Source organism: Armatimonas rosea (genome assembly GCF_014202505.1).
In the GTDB taxonomy this organism is placed as follows: domain Bacteria; phylum Armatimonadota; class Armatimonadia; order Armatimonadales; family Armatimonadaceae; genus Armatimonas; species Armatimonas rosea.
This window is the reverse complement of sequence record NZ_JACHGW010000002.1, coordinates 1,510,616-1,529,736: the sequence shown is the minus strand read 5'-3', so window position 1 is coordinate 1,529,736 and position 19,121 is coordinate 1,510,616. Positions and strand designations below refer to the sequence as shown.

Annotated in this window: 17 protein-coding genes; 6 read left to right on the top strand and 11 right to left on the bottom strand. The window is 63.0% G+C overall.

From position 1 onward, the window contains the following. Nucleotides 1-2: 2 nt before the first annotated feature. The gene (locus tag HNQ39_RS15000) at nucleotides 3-3,152 is read right to left on the bottom strand and encodes a ligand-binding sensor domain-containing protein (protein ID WP_184197644.1); all 3,150 of its coding nucleotides are present in this window, start codon (nucleotides 3,150-3,152) and stop codon (nucleotides 3-5) included. A 48-nt stretch (nucleotides 3,153-3,200) separates the two neighbouring features. Here HNQ39_RS15000 and HNQ39_RS14995 point away from each other — a divergent pair, with 48 nt between their 5' ends. Beyond that, nucleotides 3,201-4,034 carry an SMP-30/gluconolactonase/LRE family protein gene (locus tag HNQ39_RS14995; protein ID WP_184197641.1) on the top strand — a complete coding sequence of 278 codons (834 nt, stop codon included), beginning with the start codon at nucleotides 3,201-3,203 and terminating at the stop codon, nucleotides 4,032-4,034. A gap of 10 nt (nucleotides 4,035-4,044) precedes the next feature. Here HNQ39_RS14995 and HNQ39_RS14990 read toward each other — a convergent pair whose 3' ends face one another. From HNQ39_RS14990 to HNQ39_RS14975, 4 genes are read right to left on the bottom strand one after another with little or no spacing between them, the layout of a single operon-like run. Continuing rightward, nucleotides 4,045-4,371 (bottom strand): XisI protein, encoded by a 327-nt coding sequence (locus tag HNQ39_RS14990; protein ID WP_184197638.1) that lies wholly within the window; start codon nucleotides 4,369-4,371, stop codon nucleotides 4,045-4,047. Next, nucleotides 4,359-4,775, bottom strand: coding sequence for a XisH family protein (locus HNQ39_RS14985; protein WP_184197635.1), 417 nt, complete (start codon nucleotides 4,773-4,775; stop codon nucleotides 4,359-4,361). Before HNQ39_RS14985 ends, HNQ39_RS14990 begins: the two co-directional genes overlap by 13 nt. Nucleotide 4,776: 1 nt before the next feature. Continuing rightward, nucleotides 4,777-6,534 (bottom strand): adenylate/guanylate cyclase domain-containing protein, encoded by a 1,758-nt coding sequence (locus HNQ39_RS14980; protein ID WP_184197631.1) that lies wholly within the window; start codon nucleotides 6,532-6,534, stop codon nucleotides 4,777-4,779. Beyond that, the gene (locus tag HNQ39_RS14975) at nucleotides 6,512-8,452 is read right to left on the bottom strand and encodes a discoidin domain-containing protein (RefSeq protein WP_184197628.1); all 1,941 of its coding nucleotides are present in this window, start codon (nucleotides 8,450-8,452) and stop codon (nucleotides 6,512-6,514) included. Before HNQ39_RS14975 ends, HNQ39_RS14980 begins: the two co-directional genes overlap by 23 nt. Before the next feature lie 260 nt (nucleotides 8,453-8,712). Between HNQ39_RS14975 and HNQ39_RS14970 the strand changes: the two genes are divergently transcribed. Genes HNQ39_RS14970 through HNQ39_RS14960 form a run of 3 tightly spaced genes read left to right on the top strand, consistent with a single transcriptional unit; the run spans nucleotide 8,713 to nucleotide 10,681 of the window. Then, nucleotides 8,713-9,675, top strand: coding sequence for a glycoside hydrolase family 43 protein (locus HNQ39_RS14970; RefSeq protein ID WP_221290019.1), 963 nt, complete (start codon nucleotides 8,713-8,715; stop codon nucleotides 9,673-9,675). A 7-nt stretch (nucleotides 9,676-9,682) separates the two neighbouring features. After that, nucleotides 9,683-10,000, top strand: coding sequence for an antibiotic biosynthesis monooxygenase (locus tag HNQ39_RS14965; protein WP_184197622.1), 318 nt, complete (start codon nucleotides 9,683-9,685; stop codon nucleotides 9,998-10,000). A gap of 15 nt (nucleotides 10,001-10,015) precedes the next feature. Then, nucleotides 10,016-10,681 (top strand): class I SAM-dependent methyltransferase, encoded by a 666-nt coding sequence (locus HNQ39_RS14960; protein WP_184197619.1) that lies wholly within the window; start codon nucleotides 10,016-10,018, stop codon nucleotides 10,679-10,681. Nucleotides 10,682-10,849: 168 nt separating this feature from the next. On the opposite strand, the gene HNQ39_RS14955 is transcribed toward HNQ39_RS14960, so the two are convergent. Continuing rightward, entirely contained in the window at nucleotides 10,850-11,734 is an 885-nt protein-coding gene (locus HNQ39_RS14955) for a dienelactone hydrolase family protein (protein WP_184197616.1), read from the bottom strand. 30 nt (nucleotides 11,735-11,764) lie between these two features. Here HNQ39_RS14955 and HNQ39_RS14950 point away from each other — a divergent pair, with 30 nt between their 5' ends. Next, nucleotides 11,765-13,045 carry a PQQ-binding-like beta-propeller repeat protein gene (locus tag HNQ39_RS14950; RefSeq protein ID WP_184197613.1) on the top strand — a complete coding sequence of 427 codons (1,281 nt, stop codon included), beginning with the start codon at nucleotides 11,765-11,767 and terminating at the stop codon, nucleotides 13,043-13,045. 174 nt (nucleotides 13,046-13,219) lie between these two features. Here the strand turns inward: HNQ39_RS14950 and HNQ39_RS14945 are convergent, their stop codons facing one another. Then, nucleotides 13,220-13,636: an RrF2 family transcriptional regulator gene (locus tag HNQ39_RS14945; RefSeq protein WP_184197610.1), complete on the bottom strand. Its 417-nt coding sequence runs from the start codon at nucleotides 13,634-13,636 to the stop codon at nucleotides 13,220-13,222. Nucleotides 13,637-13,964: 328 nt separating this feature from the next. Next, nucleotides 13,965-15,239 (bottom strand): GTPase HflX, encoded by a 1,275-nt coding sequence (gene hflX, locus HNQ39_RS14940; protein WP_184197607.1) that lies wholly within the window; start codon nucleotides 15,237-15,239, stop codon nucleotides 13,965-13,967. 90 nt (nucleotides 15,240-15,329) lie between these two features. Between hflX and HNQ39_RS14935 the strand changes: the two genes are divergently transcribed. Next, nucleotides 15,330-15,983 (top strand): DUF899 domain-containing protein, encoded by a 654-nt coding sequence (locus tag HNQ39_RS14935; RefSeq protein ID WP_184197605.1) that lies wholly within the window; start codon nucleotides 15,330-15,332, stop codon nucleotides 15,981-15,983. Nucleotides 15,984-15,986: 3 nt separating this feature from the next. On the opposite strand, the gene HNQ39_RS14930 is transcribed toward HNQ39_RS14935, so the two are convergent. From HNQ39_RS14930 to HNQ39_RS14920, 3 genes are read right to left on the bottom strand one after another with little or no spacing between them, the layout of a single operon-like run. Beyond that, on the bottom strand, nucleotides 15,987-17,432 hold the full coding sequence (locus HNQ39_RS14930) for an MBL fold metallo-hydrolase RNA specificity domain-containing protein (protein WP_184197603.1): 1,446 nt from the start codon (nucleotides 17,430-17,432) through the stop codon (nucleotides 15,987-15,989). A gap of 27 nt (nucleotides 17,433-17,459) precedes the next feature. Next, nucleotides 17,460-17,930 (bottom strand): hypothetical protein, encoded by a 471-nt coding sequence (locus HNQ39_RS14925; RefSeq protein ID WP_184197600.1) that lies wholly within the window; start codon nucleotides 17,928-17,930, stop codon nucleotides 17,460-17,462. Continuing rightward, nucleotides 17,927-19,111 carry a PEP-CTERM sorting domain-containing protein gene (locus HNQ39_RS14920; protein WP_221290017.1) on the bottom strand — a complete coding sequence of 395 codons (1,185 nt, stop codon included), beginning with the start codon at nucleotides 19,109-19,111 and terminating at the stop codon, nucleotides 17,927-17,929. The genes HNQ39_RS14925 and HNQ39_RS14920 overlap by 4 nt, the downstream gene beginning before the upstream one ends. Between the last annotated feature and the right edge of the window lie 10 nt (nucleotides 19,112-19,121).

Here is a 19,121-nt window from a genome sequence, read left to right as displayed (position 1 = left end):
CGCTATCCCGGGCCAATACGGACGATAGGGTCCGGGCCAAAGCGGAAGGTCGAGGCCCCCAGTGCCCACAGGACATCGGGCTGTTCCCTGTCGCGGAAAAACCGGGTACTGCGCATCCCCGCGACAACCCGCTCCCAGCGGCCCGAGGCATCGATGCGCCAGAGCCCCTCCATGGCCCCGACATAGAGAAAACGCCCCAGTACCGCCAGGTGGAAGTACATCCCGAGCTCGGGGGGCTGGGGCAGCGGGGTGGGATCGAACTTGCCCCCCTCCCCCCGGTAGAGCTTGCAGGCAGGGCCAGTCGTCACCAAGACAATCACGCCCTGTGGCCGCCAGGGATCGCTCACGATCGCCGTAAAACGACGGGGGTTGACGGGATTTTTCTCCTCGGGAAAGTCTACCGGCAGAAACCGATCCTCTTTCGCATCGAAGTAGATCAGGCTGGGCTGCGCCAGCATCCAGAGACGCCCCCCCGCCGTCTGAAGAGACTCGCTGGCCAAGTTCATTGCCATCCGAGGGAGGACTACCCCACTCTCTTTCCCATAGGTCCGGGCCTTCCCGGTCTTACGGTCCAGCCGTGCCACCAGCGCCCCCGCCATTCCCCAGACCGTGTCGTCGGTGACCAGGGACGGCATGACGACTCCCAGCTCGGGGGAGACTGCCAGGGTCTGCTCCTGCCAGCTCCCGCGCACGGGGTCAAAGCGCCAGAGCGCCTGGTTAGCTCCTACCCACCAGCCCCCTTCGTTATCCGGGATGGAGGAGTAGGGCATTCCCTGGGAGACCGAATCAAAAGGTAGCCCACCTTGGGCTTGTTCCGGCTTGCTCCAGCTCCGCTTTGCCTGGTCGTAGCGCCAGTACCCCGGAAACCCGGCGACCCAGACCGCCTCGCGTGTGGCCGCGATCACCACTCCGTTCTTGGGAGGCTTTAACACCGTGTTCGCTGCCGATGCAAGCTCCAGAGTCGACTTTGCAGGGTCGTAGCGGAGCAGCCCCGGCTCGGCACCTCCTAGAAAGAGCCAGCTTGCACCATCGGGCGACTCGACTGTCTGAAAGTTCGCCCCCGAGGTCATCACCAGCCCACTCAGCCCCTCGACAGAGCTCCAGCACCGCTTCTCGGTGTCCCAGGCATGCACCGCAAACTTCCCTGTGGGTAGGAAGCTCTGGAACCAGACAGCGGTTGCTCCAAATCCAATACACTGCGCTTTGGCGGGGAGCTCCAGCGTAAGGGTCTCCCACGTCCCCATCGCGGAGCCATCGGGAGCAATGGCGAGGAAGCTCAGAACCTGCGTGGTCGCGGTAGACGCCCCCCGCATCCAGAGCCCCTGCTTGGTTCCTCCCAGCTCAAAAATAGTGGTTTGTCTCAGAGGAATGACGGTCTCCACCAGCGCCTGCTTGCTCTCGTCCCAGCGCAGAAGCACCTGCTGATCCCCGCGTTGCGACCAGACAAAACACGTCCCGCTCGACCCCGCGCTCACGCCTCCTTGAAAGGGCATGCGGGGCACCCGGGAGGCTGCGGGGAGCACGGCGACCGGCCCTTCTTTTGTCAGCCGCAGGAGATTCCTCTCGGTTTGGGTGATGACAAGAGCCTCCTTGCCACGCAGGAACTTGCCCACGGAGATCGCGCTCCGGGTCCGCGACACTTCCACCGGAAAGTGCTGTGCCCCCGGTGTCTCGATCCGCTGCTCGGAGAGAAGCCCCACGGGGAGGCGCGGTGCTCCCTCACGCGGGTCGAGCTCCCGCTTTGGAGCCAGTGCAAAGCCCCCCACCTCACCAAGCCAGGTCTTTGCCGGGTCCTTGGTGTCCGTGATCCCCAGCCTCTGGAGCGTGAGCATCCCGCCTTGGACAAGCTCTGGTGGCACTTGGGCGGGGGGCTCGGGGCTACACCAGCGCCAGAATCGCTGACGTAGCCACATGTCCTGGTCGATACGATGGCCCAGCGCCATCATCCGATACTGTATGTCCAGAAGGTAGCAGACCAGTGCCGCTGCCACGGGCGTCGGGAGGGTCTCTTCCTGAGCGAGGGTGATGCGCACACCGGGCAGAACAGGCCGGTTCGGACCCGCATCGCTCCAGCTGACCTTCTCCCAGGTGGTTGCACTGAGGGACTTGAGGCGATGGACACTGGGCCCAGTGGAAAACGCAGTCGTGTCGCCTGGGATCATCCCCCCGATCTGCCAGACCCCTCCCGCCCCGTCGGGCATCAGCAGGGGAATTTCGCCATTGGGCATCAAGGCAAAGCTCCCCCACGAGACTGTGCTGGTCTGCCCTGTCTTTGGGTCTAGCCGGAGCAGGGTGGGAGTTCTCTCGCGGAGCGGGTCATAGGTAAGCAAGACAAAGGCACCGTCGGGGAGGGCGGCTCCACAGCGAACATACAGCAGTGGCCCTGAGCGCGGCCAGCTTGCCGCGGCCCCCTGGGCGGGGAGTGGCACCCCCAGCACCCCCACCTGTGTCCCCAGCCAGAGCGTGCCGCCCACGACCGCGGCAAACGCGATCATCAGGGGGTCTAGGCTTCTCAGCAGCTCCTGGGACCAGCTCCCATTCTCGAGCTTTCGCGTGCGTCGATCAAAGGTAAAGAACGGGGGCACTCCGGTCAGACGCGGGCTAATGAGCTCAGGGATGAAGGCGACCGTGTCTTGCCCCAGGACCAGCTGGGGGCGCGACCGTTGGCCTCCGGTTGGACGAAGCTTTGCGGTGCCCTCCAGCGGAAAGCTCTCAAAACGGTCTTTGGTGGGGTCAAACGCGCACAGAGCAAGCGCATTATCCGCGCCCTTCACCAGCACGTAGGCCTCGTCTCCCTCCCCGACCAGCCCCAGGATCGTCCCCGGCATCAGCCCATCGTCTTGGTCGTAGAGCCGCACGTCGTTTCGCTTGCGGTCCACCCGCTTGACCTGAACCGGTGTCGCCACCCACTCCACAGCCTCCCCAGGAACCACACCGATAATCTCATTGAAGCGGGGGGAGTAGAGCTGCAAGCCGGGGCGCTCCTCCACCAGAGCGTAAGGGAATGGAGGGCGCGACGAGAACGCCTCCAGCGGCTTTGTCGGAGTGAAGCGCTTCTGTCGTCGGGGCACTGCCTCCTGCGCCCGAGCCTCTCCTAGAAGCGCGGCGAGGAGCCCCCCCGTGGTGAGTGCTAAGAAAGTCTTGCGCTGCATCTCTACTACCTCCACCTTCGCTAGCGACGTTTCCTGTAAAATAGCAACATGTCTGAGACACTTTATGTCGCCACACCGCTTACCCAGGGAGATTTTACCGCAGGAATCGAGGGGCCGGCGTGCGACCGCGACGGCAATATCTACTGTGTGAGCTTTCGCGACAAGCGAGGAATCGCCAAGGTTACCCCCGATGGCAAGGCGGAGCTCTATCTCCAGGTCCCCGAGAAGAGCGCAGGCAATGGGATCCGCTTCGACCGAGCGGGGAATATGTTTATCGCAGACTACACCGACCACAATGTCCTGCGAGTCGATGCACGCACCAAAGCTTTAAGTGTCTTTGCACACAATGACAAGATGAACCAGCCCAACGATCTAGCGATTGCGGCCAACGGGACCCTCTACGCCAGCGATCCCAACTGGGGCAATAGCACCGGGCAGCTCTGGCGGGTCACCAAAGACGGCACAACGATCCTCGAGGCAAGCGACATGGGCACGACCAATGGGATTGAGGTAAGCCCCGATGGCAAGACGCTCTATGTCAATGAGAGTGTCCAGCGGACGATCTGGGCCTTCGAGATCGCCCGTGATGGTGCGCTCAAGAACAAGCGGCTCTTTAAAAAGTTCGACGACTTTGGCTTCGATGGCATGCGCTGCGATATCGACGGCAACCTCTACGCGACGCGCCATGGTAAGGGCACCGTGGTCAAGCTCTCCCCCCGCGCCGAGGTCTTGCAAGAGATCGATGTCCTGGGAGAGCACCCCACCAATATCTGCTTCGGGGGCAAGGACGGTCGCACGGCCTATGTCACCGAGGCAAAACAGATGCGCCTCGTGCAGTTCCGCGTCGATCGTCCCGGCCTAGAGTGGCAGCGCTGGCGCTAACGCAACACTGTCAGGCAACCGCGAAGATTCCCCCCTCACGCTCACGGGGACTTCGGAAAGCGAGAACGATCTGCTTCGGCGAGATACCTGCTTCCATCAGCTCTACGGCGATTCCCTCACTGGTGCCATCGTGCTGGATCCAAATCTTCTCCCCCTTAATATCCAGATGCAAAAAGACACCATGAACACGCCGATTCCCTATCCAACCATGCTGTAGAAGCTCATAATGACCTTTCTCATCGTCAAAAATCGCTTCAATCTCCATAGTAGGTTGCACCCCAAAAAACTCCACATACTCTGTCAATATTTTCTTGATTATCGTTTTTAGTGAATCCATTCCTTAACCTCTTCTTCCCTTTCAAGATAGGTCAGCAAGCGAATTCTCCGGCTGCGAATAAATTCCAAGCCACGGGCATCTTGAAAAACGCGATGGTATGCCTCGTCGGGCATTGCTAAAAACAACACACGGCCGGGATATTGCTCCTCCAGAAGAAACTCATAAAATAGATACTGCCCGAGTGCTTTTTCCCACTCGTTCATGTCGGAGGGGGATTGAAAGCCTTTGATCTCCACCGCGATCTGCTGGCCCTCTTTTTCTGCCCCCAGAGGCTGCTCTGCCCCTAGATCCACGAAGAGATTCGTGCCACCGTACTCTAATAAAAGCGGATCGTGTGTAATAACCCACCCTTCTTTTTCGAGGGCATGACGAACAGCAAGATGCGCTTTATCCCGACGAGGCATATCATGGTATTTTATCATTCAAGACTATACGCCAGAGGGTGAGGGGCTGATCGGTGCCTTTTAGCTGGGCGGTGAAGCTCGCACGGGGCATTGCCTCAGGGACGTAGGCGATCAGGCTGTCGGTGACGACGATATCGCCGCCGTGGCTCTGGCCTTGGACACGGCTCGCCAGGTTGACGGTCTGGCCGAAGTAGTCGAGCTGGCCGTTGGCGGTGACGGCTAGGGCGGGGCCATTGTGCAATCCCAGCTTGACCACGAGCGGGGCGCACTCTCTCTGGATCGCCAGCGCTGCCTGCACTGCTTGCGCGGGGTCCTGGAACGCCGCCATCACCGCATCCCCGATGGTCTTGATAAGCGCCCCGTCGTGCCGCTCCAGAATCTGGGTGAGCTGCTCGAAGTGGGCGCGCACGGTGGCATACGACGGCGCATCGCCCTGGGTGGCGTACATCTGGGTGGAGCCCTTGAGGTCGGTGAAGAGGATGGTGACTTGCCGGACCACCAGCTCCTGCCCCGGCGCAAGCACCTCCGAGCCAAAGTGCCGCCGAAACTCCCCCAGCGCCGTCACCTGCGCCGCCGTCGCCGCATCCTCGCGCCAGCCCAAGCTCTCCAGCCGAAACAGCACCGGAAAATCCGCGTAGTTACGAAGATGCCAACTTCCACGAGCATAGGCAAAACACTGCCCTATGCCCTCAGGTTGCGCAAGATAGCCATCAGAGACAAGTCCTCCCTGGTAATAGGCCAGCTCTCCACCACCTTCCTTGTCTAGCAAGAGCAACTCTGTTTTGTCCTGAGTTTGTGGTGAGCGCAAACGATAGATTCCTGGTGGCAAGTCTACGTCTATTTTCTCGGTTGTCTTTGGCGGGACTTGCCACTGCACCACGACATGGCGCATCCGGTGCGGTCCGCCGATGCAGTAGGTCGCCGCGCCGTCATCGGCCTTGCGGAGGGCGGGTGCGACCGAGAAACAGACCTCGACATCCTGGTCGAAGGCGGGGCCAAAGGAGATATTGCACGACGCGCAGTGTGCCTTGTCCGATGTCAGGGCATCCAAGGTCTCCACCGACGGCCCCGCGCCACGGCAGGCGGGACAGAGCAGGCGCCAGTGGAGCTCAAGCTCCCCTCGACGAACGGCATCGAGGCAGGCTTTGAGCACGACCATTCGATCCTCTTGCCAGCGATCCGCCAGCCCAAAGGGGCGAAAATCAATAATATCCTCGGGGGGAGCGGTGAGCAGAAAGGCACGCAGGCGCTCGGCCAGCCCATGCGGCGAGCTGCTCTCCGTGGCGCGCGGGGTGTGTTTGGGATAGGGAGTCGGTTGCTTGCCTTCCAAGTAGGCTGCAAAGCTCGTGCAGGCGCGGAGCAGGCCGTCCACGCTACTCTCCACAATCCGCTGGGCGAGGAGCGTCCCCCCGATGCCACGTGGCTCGGCCTCAGACCAGGCGGTGAGGCGTGTCCCCGCGCCGTCGGGCTCTAGGTTCACGCCCACACGGTAGACCGAGACCGGCCCGTTCTCGGGGAAGCGCTGCACCCACCAGAGACTTGGCCGCACCCAGCGGTACGGCTCCTCGGTGTAGCGTAGCGTGAGTGGGCCAAAGCGGGCCGCCCCTCGTAGCGTCGAGCCCCCTTCCCTTCGTGGCGTAAAGGCGAACGCGACCGAGGGAAGTTTGAGCTCCCGGTTGAGCCGCTCCGTGTCCGAGAGGAGCTCCCAGAGCGCCTCACGGCTCACCGGAAACGTCTTACTCCGCCGAGCGGATACCATAGACTTTCACTTCATAGAGGGTCGGGGGGTACCAGTTGTTGGGATTGTTGTGGAGCACAGCTCGCTGCACCACCACCCGCACATAGCGCACGGCGGGGGAATCGGGAAGGAGGTCGTTGCTAAAGCCGTAGGTCTTGCTAACCCGCGTGTCTTTATCATCGGTGCGGTCCAGTAGGACGCGCCAGGCCTTGCCATCGACGCTGCCCTCCAGGGTGTACTTGTAGTAGGCCTCGGAGCCCTTGTGCAGGTGCCAGGAGATCTGGACATTCTGCACCTTGCACACCGCGCCCAGGTCCGTGGTCACCGTAAAAGGCCACTTTTTCTCGTCGCTCTGGAACGCCGTGCTGTAGTCGCCATCGAACGCCCTGCTGACATCGTGGTCGGGGCTCCCTGGAAGCGAGGCCGTCGCGGGCCGGTCCTGCGAGAGCAGCCGCCCTGCCTCAAGGGGAATGACCAGGCCCCTTGCCGGGTCCAGCAAGAGAGTCGGGGCGTAGTCTCCCAAGGCAAAGCCCGCGACGCACTGGAGCGGAATCGCGGCGTTGGCGCTGGTCCCCTCCCCACGGATCCAGCGGTTGGCCATGAGCACGGGCGTAAAGGACTTTCCACGGCCGTAGTCCAAGATCGCCCCGGACTGCGCCGCGAAGGTGGAGGAGTTGCCCAAGGCACGCGGCTCGCTCCAGCGCCCCTCCAGCGACCGCGCCGTGACATAGCCCGCGCGGCTCGGGTACCAGCCCGCCGCCTGGGAGAAGAAGAGGTAGTAGAAGCCACCGGTCTTGACGATATGCGGTGCCTCGCGGTACTCCTCCTCCATCGCCTTATTGACAATGCGGGTCACCGCCGTGTAGTCGTCGTTGAGGGCAAAGAGCGTGAGAGTGGCGTTCGCACCCTGCCCGGGGACGTTCGACGCCGCCACCAAGTAGCCTTTTTTATCGTCGTCGATAAAGACACTCATATCACGAACCTGGACTCCCAAGGGGCTCTCGATCCGGTGGACCTGGAAGCGCTCACCGGGCTTTGCGGTCGCCACAAAGGCGCGCCCGTCGGCGTAGCTTCCCCCCGAGCGCTCCCAGTGGCACCACCAGACAATCCGGTCGCGGGCCTTGTCGTAGAAGATGTTGTTGGCCTCGAACTTGAAGTCGGCGAGCTCGGGGTGGCTGGTCTCGTCGAGCACCACCGGACCGTCCTTCCAGCTCTTGCCATCGAGCGAGGTCTGCACCGAGTAGCGGACTGTCTTGCCGTCGCGCTTGCCCTCGAACTTGTAGTAGGTCTTGCCCACCTTCAGCGGCTCGCCCAGTGCCGAGGCTCCGTCACCAGTCTGGTTCGAGTACTCGAGCAGGCGGGACGGCAGGGGCATGGTCGTGATCGGCACGGCGGTGGCAGTCAGTGTCCCCCCCTGCGAGTGCGCCTCCAGCTTGTAGGTATAGCTCCCCGGCTTGAGCCCGTAGTCCTGAAACGACATCCCGCGGCCACTGTAGACCTTCGTAAAGCTCCCGCCCCTCCCCGTGGCACGGTAGAGCTCAAAGGACTCGCAGGGGACGGCGGCGGCCCAGCGCAGGGCGACATTGTTCACCAGGCCCGTGCGCTCCGTGGCAAACAGCGACGCTGCCAAGCCAAGCCGTGGGGTGCTATCGGGGATGCTCGCTCGCTCTTTAAGAGCATCGATGCCCTTCTGCACCCGCACCAAGGCGGCCTCAAGCTCCGCAGGCGATGCCCCCGCCCGGTCCACGACCTGCCGCGCCTGCGCCATCACCAGCCGTAGCTCCGTCCAGCTTGCCGGGCTATACTTCTTCTCCGAGAAGCGTGCGGCCTCGCTTAGCTTCTCCCGTAGCTGCGCCGGTGTAATGTCGCGATGTCGCACACCGCCCCCGATACTCCCCCCCAAGAGCGCCGTTGCCACCACCAGCAGTCTCGTTGTCATTTCCCATTCGCTCCGATTTTCTAAGTGTTCCTATCATACCGCCCCGAGCAGATTGCCGGAACCACGAGTTACCGGAAGCACAAGAGCCCGAGGAACGAGTTTTGCCCTAGGAACGAGTCCTCGGGCTTGAGAGGGCTACGGCTGCCTTCGCAGCCAACGGAATCTGCTGGGCACGAAGGTGCCCGTCGCCCTCTCAAGCCCGGACACTCGTTGTCCGGGCGACTATGTTGTCCGGGCTGATCTACTGTATCCTTCTAGACATGAACGACGAAACCATTCTCGCGTGGTGCAACCCCTTGGTCGCGCAGCGGGCAGACCCGCATATCGTGCTCCACACCGACGGCTACTACTACCTCACGGCCACGGTCCCCGCCTACGACCGGATCGAGCTACGCCGTGCCCGTAGCCTCGCGGGTCTAACCGAGGCAGAGCCGGTGACGATCTGGCACCAGCACACGAGCGGGCCACAGGGCGCACATATCTGGGCACCGGAGCTCCACGTTATCGACGGCACCTGGTACCTCTACTTCGCGGCGGGTGACACCGACGATATCTGGCACATCCGTCCCTATGTCCTGGAGTGCGCCGCGGCCAATCCCCTCGACGGCCCTTGGCAGGAGCGCGGTCGGATCGAAACCGCGTGGGATGCCTTCTCCCTCGATGCCACCACCTTCACGCACCGAGGGCGGCGCTACCTGGTCTGGGCGCAGAACCTCCCCCCGGCACCGGGCACGGCGCTCTGCCTGGCAGAGCTGGAGAATCCCTGGACACTGACTGGGCCACAGATCGTCCTCACCCGCCCCGAGCTCGACTGGGAGCGGCACGGGCACCATGTCAACGAAGGGCCCGCCGTGCTGATCCGCAACGGGCGCCTCTTCCTGACCTACTCCGCCAGCGCCACCGATGCCAACTACTGCATGGGGCTCCTCACGGCAAGCGAAGACGCCGACCTGCTCGACCCGGCCTCGTGGGTGAAGTCGCCCGAGCCTGTGTTTCGGAGCCACGCCCCCAGCAGCCAGTTTGGGCCGGGGCACAATAGCTTCACGACCTCGCCCGATGGCACGGTGGATATCCTGGTCTACCACGCCCGTGCCTACGAGACGATCAAGGGCGAGCCGCTCCACAACCCCGACCGCGCGACCCGTGCCCAGGCGTTTTCCTGGACCGCCGAAGGGACACCCGACTTTGGCGTGCCGGTCCCCGATGGCCCCTACAAGGTATAATCCGCTCATGTACGTTGTCTGTGTCCCGATCCGAATCAAGCCGGGAATGAGTGATGCCTTTATCGACCTCATCCGCCAGAACCACGAGGGCTCGGTGCAGGAGCCGGGCTGTGCGCGCTTCGATGTCCTGCGCCAGGCCGGGCCCGTGCCCGACGGTGAGCCGGAGAGCTTCTTTCTCTACGAGGTCTACCACTCCGAGGACGACTTCAAGGCCCACCAGCAGACCCCGCACTACTTCGCCTTCCGCGATGCCGTGGAGGCTCTCCAGTTCGAGCCCCGCAAGAGCACGCGCTACCACTCGGTCTTCCCTGAACCTTGGAGCTAATGGAGCGAGAAACCTATGCAAACACCCCCGAAAAAGCCCCCCTACATCCGCCGCGCCTTTCACGATCCCAATGGGACGGGAATCTTCTATCTAGGCCGTGAGATCGCGCAGGTCATGGGCCATGAAGGCGCCGACTGGCTCGACCGCCCAGAGCGTGAGGAGGAAGAGGCCCCGACGCTTCTCGTGAAGTCGCTCAAGCTCAAGCCCGGAATGGTGGTCGCCGATATCGGTGCGGGGAGCGGCTACCTAAGCTTTATGATGGCCAAGCAGCTCGTGCCCGGCGGAAAAGTGCTCGCCGTGGATATCCAGCCGGAGATGCTGGCCATTATCGAGCAGAAGAAGAAGCAAAACGGGATCGGCAATGTCGAGGTTGTCCTAGGCAAGACCGACGATCCCAAGCTGCCGGAGAAGTCCTGCGACCTGCAGATCATGGTGGATGTCTACCACGAGTTCGACAAGCCCTACGAGATGATCTCCGCGATGGTCAAGGCACTCAAGATCGGCGGGCGGATTGTCTTTGTGGAGTACCGCAAGGAGGACCCCGCTGTCCCGATCAAAGAGGTGCACAAGCTCAGTGTCGCACAGGTGAAGAAAGAGATGGCTCTCTTCCCCCTCAAGTTTGTGGAGAACAACCAGACGCTTCCGCGCCAGCATATCCTGATCTTTGAGCGCGTGAAGTAGATCGCCCCCGTTTTTTATCGCCCCCGTTGGAGGGGGGCGTCAACGAGCGCTTCGCGCTAGAAAGGCCTTCGGCCATAATTCGGTATGGCCGGAGGCCTTCGTGTCGGAGCCTGCGACGACAGCAAGACGCCCCCCTCCAACGGGGGCGATCACACAGGGCAACCTACACTACGCCCCGTTCTTCTTAAACCAAGCCAGGAGCTTGGTAAAGCCGTCCTTGGCGTCTTTCTCGTTGTAGCTGGGGCGGTAGTCGGCGTGGAAGCCGTGCTCGGAGTCGGGGTAGACAAGGATCTCGCACTTGGTATTGCCTGCGGTCTTCAGCGCCGCGCGCATTCCCTCGATGCTATCGAGCGGGATTCCCCGGTCTTTGGCACCATAGAGGCCCAGGATCGGTGCCTTGATGCTCGCGGCGAGCTCCGTGGGGCTCTTGGGCTGGAGCGGGTTGCTCTGCCCGACAAGCCGACCGTACCAGGCCGCGCCCGCCTTGAGCTTCGGGTTGTGCGCCGCGTAGAGCCAGACGATCCGTCCGCCCCAGCAGAAGCCCGTGATCGCCACACGGCTGGAGTCGGCCTTTCCGGTCGAGGCGGCGTAGGCGACAGCGGCATCCAGATCAGTCATTACCTGGGCATCGGGGACCTTGCCGACGATCGGGAAGATCTCGTTCATGGGCTTGTCGGAGACACTGCCCTCGCGGACATAGAGCTCGGGCGCGATGGCGAAGTAGCCCTGCTTGGCAAAGCGGCGGCAGACATCCTTGATGTGCTCGTGCACCCCAAAGATCTCCTGCACCACCAGCACCACCGCCGGCTTTTTCTTCGGGTCCACCTTCGCCGGCACGGCGTAGTAGGCCGGCACCTCGACCCCATCGGCACCCTTGAACTTGATCATCCCCGCCTTGAGCCCCGCGGTATCGGTGATAATGGTCTCCGCGGAGACAGGCTGAACAGCCAGTGCAAACCCCGCCGTCAGTGCAGAGGTCAGCACCGTACGACGAGAGACCGCCTCGCTATCGTTTTTGGGCTCAGAGAGCCACTCGGTATCTTTGATTTCCATATATCGAGTATACCTGGGTAGAATAGCAACATGGCAACGATCCACTGGCCGCAGTTTCGTGGTCCCGGCGCAAGCGGGATCGCTGAGGGAAGCAAGCTCCCCACCGTCTGGAATGTCGAGGAGAAGAAAAATGTCCTCTTCAAGACACCGCTCCCCGGGCTTGGGCACTCCAGCCCGATTATCTGGGGGGATAAAGTCTTTGTGACCACGGCGGTGAGTCCGAAGAACAACAATCTGAAAGTCGGGCTCTACGGCGATATCGAGCCGGTCGCCGACGACTCCGAGCACCAGTGGCAGGTGCACTGCCTCCACAAGCGCACGGGGAAGATTCTCTGGCAGCAGACCGCCTGCAAGGGGGTTCCTAAGATCGCGCGGCACCCCAAGTCCACACAGGCCAGCGCGACCATGGCCACTGACGGTAAGCGCGTCCTGGCGTTCTTTGGCTCCGAGGGGCTCTACTGCTACGACCTAGCGGGTAAGCTGCTCTGGAAGCGGGACTTTGGGATATTGGACTCGGGCTACTACATGGTCGCCACTGCGCAGTGGGGCTGGGCCAGCTCCCCGATCTTTGCAGGCGATAAGATTATTGTCCAGTGCGATGTCCAGAAGGGCTCGTTCCTAGCGGCGCTCGACCCGGCCACGGGCAAAGATGTCTGGCGCACGCCCCGCAACGATGTGCCGACCTGGTCCACCCCCACTCTCTGCACGGTCGGTGGCAAGCCCCAGATTGTCTGCAACGGCTGGAAGCATATCGGCGGCTACGACCTCAAGACGGGTAAGTCGCTCTGGAAGCTCACCGGGGGCGGCGATATTCCGGTCCCGACGCCCATTGTCGGGCAGGGGCTGATCTTTATCACCAATGCCCACGGTCGCCAGGCCCCGATCTACGCCATCCGTCCCAGCGCCACGGGCGAGCTGATCCTCCCGCCCGAGGGCATGGGGAGCCTCCACTTCGGCTGGGGCGTGCTCCGCGGCGGGGCGTACATGCAGACCCCGCTCGTGGTGGGCGAGCACCTCTATGTCTGCAACGATGCGGGAATCCTCAGCTGCTACGATGCCACCAGCGGCCAGCGCCTCTACCAGGAGCGCATGGGCACGGGACGCACCGGCTTCACCGCCTCCGCCGTCTCAGCGGATGGCAAGCTCTACTACACCAGCGAAGAGGGCGAGATCTTTGTGGTCCAGGCGGGTCCCAAGTTCAAGCTACTTGCCCAGAACCCCATGGGCGAGGTCTGCATGGCGACCCCGGCAATCTCGGAGAACGCGCTGTACTTCCACACCCAAGGGCACCTGGTCGGAATCGCGGGGTAAGCGCCCCATGAAATGAGGCGTCAACAGTGGCGTCGTTCCTCCGCCGCGAAGCCCGTGCCGGGCTCACCGCAATTGCCCCCCTTCGCGAAGCCGGAGGGGGACGGCGAGGAACGAGCCAGGGGGAGGCTAGCCCGGCACGGGCTTTGTGGCCGAAGGCCATTGCAGACGCCGATTTCAATCGGCGGGGTCGGGGCCGAAGATGGGGGTCTCCAGCACCTCGGCGAAGGTGGTCTTGCGGAAGGCCAGCTCCACCTGCGCCAAGGCATCGTCCATGCGCTGGTGCAGAGGGCAGAGCGCCTTAGCGTGCTGGGGCAGCTCCAGCGGGCACGAGTGGATCCGCGCGATGGGATCGACCGCCTGGATGATGTCATACACACAGAGCTGCGTGGTGGGAATCGCCAGCCGGAAGCCCCCGTGGAGGCCGCGCTGCGAGGCCACCAGCTCGGCGCGGGCGAGGCTCTGCATCACCTTGGAGAGGTAGCTGGGCGGAACCTTGGTCGCCGCCGCGATCTGCGCGACCGTCCGCGGCGCTCCCTGCTCGGCAAGGTAGGCAACCGCCCGAAGGGCATACTCAGCGGTCTGGGAGAACATGACGGAGTGTATCAGATTCCCCCAAAACGAAACAGCAGCAGTGGCCTGAAAGTCCACCCCGCCCAAAGGGCACCCGGCCGCCTTCGGCGAAGCGGCCCGCGGCCGCGTAGAATCGACTTCTCTGCGGGCTCGGCCCGCTTCGCGCGGAGCGCGGCCTAGGCGGGGCCTTTCAGGCCCCGCTACCCCCAAAACGAAACAGCCCTCGCAGATTGCTCTGCGAGGGCTGAACAACGTCGTCACTCTTTGTCAGTGATAGCTCCGTTGTCGCTCGTTGATTTTATTATAGGTAGGGAACCAACATTTTATAGGGCATCGCTATATTTTTTTTTCAAACGATCTGAAACTCTGCCAGCTTGCCCGCCAGTGCATGGGCGACATCGGCGCGGACCAGGATATGCTCCGGGCCATAATCCACCGAGTGCACGACTCCAAACTCATGGCACTGGGCCACCAGCTCGGAGCGGCTGTAGGGAATCGCGACAAGCATGGTCTCCACGAGGCCCTTCATGGTCTCGGAGATGCGGTCCATGAGATCGGTGAGGCCGATGGCCTTGGCGGCTGAGATGGCGCAGGAGTTGGGGGTCTGGGCCACCAGCTCATGGAGCACTGCCTGGTCCTCGACCAGATCGCTCTTGTTGAAGACCGTCAGGATCGGCTTATCGTGCGCTCCGAGCGACTCCAGAGTCTCTAGGACCGTGTCGCGGTGGCGGTCGGCCTCGGGGCTACTGACATCGACAATGTGTAGCAGAAAGTCCGCCTCGATCGTCTCCTCCAGAGTCGCTCGAAACGCCGCGACCAGGTCATGCGGCAGGCTCCGGATAAAGCCCACGGTGTCGGTCAGCAGAATCCCCCGGCCATCGGGGAGGCTCACGCGACGGGTGGTGGGGTCCAGGGTGGAGAAGAGCATCTTATCGGCCAGCACCTCGGAGCCCGAGAGCAGGTTGAGGATGGTCGACTTGCCCGCCGACGTGTACCCTACCAAGGCGGCCGATGGGAACGGTAGCTTGCGCCGGGCGCTGCGCTGCTGGCGGCGGGTCTTCTTGACCTCCTCCAGCTCCTTGGTCAGCTCGGCGATCCGCTCGCGAATCTTGCGCTTGTCCAGCTCGACCTTGCTCTCACCGCCACCGCCACGCACCCCGATTCCGCCCTGCTGGCGCTCGAACTTGGTGTAGAGCAGCCCGACACGCGGCAGGGAGTAGGTCAGCTGGGCCAGCTCGACCTGGAGGTTGCCCTCACGGGTGCGGGCGCGCTGGGCGAAGATATCGAGAATGAGCTGGGTCCGGTCCATGACACGGGTCTTGAGGGTCAGCTCCAGGTTGCGCTGCTGGGTCGGGGTGAGCTCGTTGTCGAAGATCACAACGGTCGGCTCTAGGTCAGCCACCACCGTGTAGAGCTCATCGGCCTTGCCGTGCCCGATCAGAAACGCGGGGTCGGGGTTGCGCTTGCGCTGGCCAAACGTATCGAGAACCTTGATCCCAGCGGTGCTGGCTAGCTCTGCCAGCTCCTCCAGCCGAACGTCCAGGCTATCCTGGCTCTCGTCGGTCTCCAGCGCGACCAGAACCGCGCTCTCGTCGTTTGTATTTTCATGAAATTTATTAGACATGTGTTGCTATCATATCGCTCCGTAGAGAAAGTCTGCTAAATTCGCACTCCCCCTTTCCGGCTTGACGGCGCGCCACGGAGTCGTCAAGCCATGAGTGAGAATCAGATCCCCCATCCCCCCATTGTCTCCCGTGAGCAGTGGGCTGCCGAGCGCGAGGCGCTCTTGCTTCAAGAGAAAGCCCACACCCGCGAGGGAGATCGCCTCGCAGCGGCGCGGCGGCGGCTTCCTATGGTCAAGCTGGACAAAGCGTATGTCTTCGACGGCCCCGAGGGCAAGCAGCAGTTCCTCGACCTCTTTGCGGGCAAGCGCCAGCTGATTGTCTACCACTTCATGTACGGCCCAGACTGGGAAAGAGGCTGCCCTGGCTGCACGGGCTTCGTAGACGCCATCGCGGACCTCTCGCTGCTCGACGAGCGCGATACCCGCTTTGTCCTTGTCTCCCGCGCCCCGCTCGCCAAGCTCGACACCTGGAAGCAAGAGCGCGGCTGGAGCATCCCCTGGTACTCGTCGTTTGAGAGCGAGTTCAACTACGATTTTGATGTCACCCGCGAGCAGGGCGAGGCCTCGGGGCTGAGTGTCTTCTTCCAGCTCGGCGACGAGGTCTACCATACCTACTCCACCTATGCCCGTGGTGTGGAGAACCTGGTTCACACCTACGCGCTCTTGGATGTCACGCCCTACGGCCGGCAAGAGGACTTCGAGGACTCGCCCGAAGGCTGGCCCCAGAAGCCCACGTACGGGTAGGTGCTAACGTAGCTCGATCACGTCGCCGTAGGCGGGGACACTCACGTTCCAGCCGAAGCGCTCTTGAATATGCCCTTGCATCGCGAGGGCGGCTTCGGGCTCGCCGTGGGTGATATAGACCTGGCGCGGGGCGACCTTGGCGAGGGGCTCTAGCCAGTTAAGTAGCTCGCGGTAGTCGGCGTGGCCGGAGAAGCCCCCGATCTTCTTGATGCGGCAGCGCACTGGGATCGCCTCCTTGAAGATCTTAATCTCCGGCTCGCCGTCTAGGATGCGCCGTCCGGTCGTGCCCGCGGCCTGGAACCCGACAAAGCAGAGAGTGGCCTCCGGGTTGGGAACCAGCAGACGTGCGTGGTGGAGGATGCGCCCTCCCGTCATCATGCCCCCTGCCGAGACAATCACGCGGGCACCGGTCTCCTCATTGATGCGCTTGGACTCCTCACGGCTCGATGAGAACCCCATCGACTTGGTGCGGAGCGGGTTGCGCTTTCGTTGCGTAATCTCCCGGGTGTCGTCGTCGTGCTCCTCGATCATCTTGAGGTAGACCTGAGTTGCCTCTGCAGCCATCGGCGAGTCGGCGCGGACAGGGATAATCGGGATCTCACCGGCGTCTTCAAGCTCCCGGATATGGTAGAGGATGTCTTGGGTGCGCCCCACGGAGAAGGCGGGGATCAGCACGGGAGCGTTGCGGGCGTGGGCATCGCGGATCACCTCCGCCAGCGCCGCACGCGGGTCTTCGTCCTCGTGGAGCCGGTCGCCGTAGGTGGACTCGACCAGCACGTAGTCGGCGGGCGGTGGGGTCACGGGGTCCTTGAGAACCGGCTGGTCCCAGCGGCCGACGTCCCCGGAGAAGAGAATGCTCCGCTGCTGGCCCTGCGCGCCCGCGCCGCTCACCTCCACCCGAAGCGAGCGCGCCCCGAGCATGTGGCCGGCGGGCCACCACTGGACCCGAATATCGCTGGCTGCCTGGAAGCCCTCGGTGCCACCTTTCTGGGGCCGAAAGAGTTTGAGTGTCTTGCGGACATCGTTGCGGTCGTAGAGCGGGAGCGCGGGATGGTGGTCGGTGAGGCCCTTCTTGTTGCGCCAGTCGGCCTCCTCTTCTTGCAGCTCGGCGGAGTCCTCCAAGATAATCCGCGCGAGCTCGGCGGTGGCGCGGGTGCAGTAGACCTCGCCCTTGAAGCCGTTCTTGACCAGTGCGGGAAGGTAGCCCACGTGGTCGGTGTGGGCGTGGGTGAGCACCACCGCATCGATCGTGGTCGGATCGAAGGGCGGTGCTTGCCAGTTGCGGTCACGGAGCTCCTTGAGCCCCTGAAAGAGCCCACAGTCGATCAGAACGCGACTGTTCTTGGTCTCGATCAGGTACTTTGAGCCGGTGACCGTCCCCACGCCCCCCCAGAAGGTCAGGGTCGCGACCTGCGGGTTCTGCGTCTTTGCATGTTCAATTCGTGCCATGCTAGAGAGTGTACCCGCAGCGCACACCTATTTCCGCCCGACAGGGGCGGCGGGCACTTGGAGCATCCAGCCCTTCATCGGACGGCCCGGCATGGCGCTCTCGGCCCAGACACGCTCGCCGTTGTTGTATGACCAGATATAGGCAGTGCCTGCATCCACCCCATTACCGACCGTGAACTTCAGGTAGCTCTTGCCCTCGGGGAGCGTGCCGCAGGTTGTGGAGAGCTCCTGCTGGAGCGCCGCCGTGGTCTTGGGGTCGTAGCCGCTAAACGCACGTGCCTTCCCCTTCCCGGCACCGTCCACCTTGAGAAGCATCGCGCTTGCGGCATCGGGGAAGTCATCGAACTTACCGGAGCTATAGGCCTGGTAGGTCTTCCCGGTGATTGCCTTGCAGGTATCGACATCGAGCTTGTTTCCCGCTTGGGGCTGTCCCGCCGCCAGAAGGCCGCCGACGAGAAAAAGGCCAAGGCCGAGAAAGATCTTTGTGGTTGTATTCATGGTTGTTTCCTTTGTTTGAGAAGAATGAGCGTCCCCCCAAGAAGCAAAAAGGCGACCGTGGTGGGCTCGGGGGCGGAGGAGACGCTTGCCAGGCCCCACTTATTGCTATCTCGGGCGATGTAGGCCTCGACGTTGCCATTGTGGACACCCGTGCCCACGATAGTCGTGCCATCGGCGGAGATGCCATAGACATCCGTCAGGGCACTCCAGCCCGTCAGGTTCGCCCCCGCGGTGGAGAGGAGAGTGAAGATATCTTGGGTGCCCGTGGCGGCGGTCCAGACAAAGCCACGCTGCCCCCCTAGGGTCTGGTAGGCCCCCACCACGAGCGCCCCATCGCCGGAGACATCGAGCGCATTGCTCACTCCGCCGCCTACGGGCATCCCGAGCGCCACCATCCCCGTGCCACTGGTCCAGCGAAAGGCCTGCTGGCCAGCGGCGGAGTCCGTGTAGCCCACGACCACACTGCCATCGCTGGAGACCCCGCTGGCCTCGCTCCCAAAGCCGCTTCCGCCCGGCAGGGTGCCCAAGCCCACCATTCCGCCCCCGGCAGTCCAGCGAAAGGCCTCCTTGCCACTTGCGCCATCGCCTGCTCCGACCACGACACTACCATCGGCGCTGACATCGTTGGCCTGGCTACTAAACAGCCCCCCTGCCAGGTCCCCCAGCCCGATCATTCCACCGCCCGCAGTCCAGCGAAAGGCCTGCTTCCCTTCAAACGAGCTCCCCACCCCGACCACGACACTCCCATCGCTGGAGACACCCAAGGCGCTGCTATTGGTCCCGCCGGGCTGGAACCCGAGGCCCACCATGCCCCCACCGAGCGTGTGGCGAAAGGCCTGGAAGCCCGCCGCACTGTCGGAGTTCCCGACAAGGGTCGTGCCGTCTTGGGAGAGAGCAAACCCGGCGCTGAAGCTATTGCCGCCTCCCGCCAAGTAGCCGAGTCCCACCATTCCGGTCGCGCTGGTCCAGCGAAAGGCCTCGTTGTTGCCCGACTGGCTCCTCCCCGAGGCGATAGTCCCATCCCCCGAGAGACTGTACCCGACACTCTGGGTGCTTCCCCCCGGCAGGTCCCCGAGGCCAGTGAAGCTGACCTGTGCGTGGGAAAGCCTAGGGAAAAGTGCCAGTGTTGTCACGCTCAGAAGCGTGAGCGCAGCGTGCGATACAAGCGAAAACTTAGCCATCTTACTACCT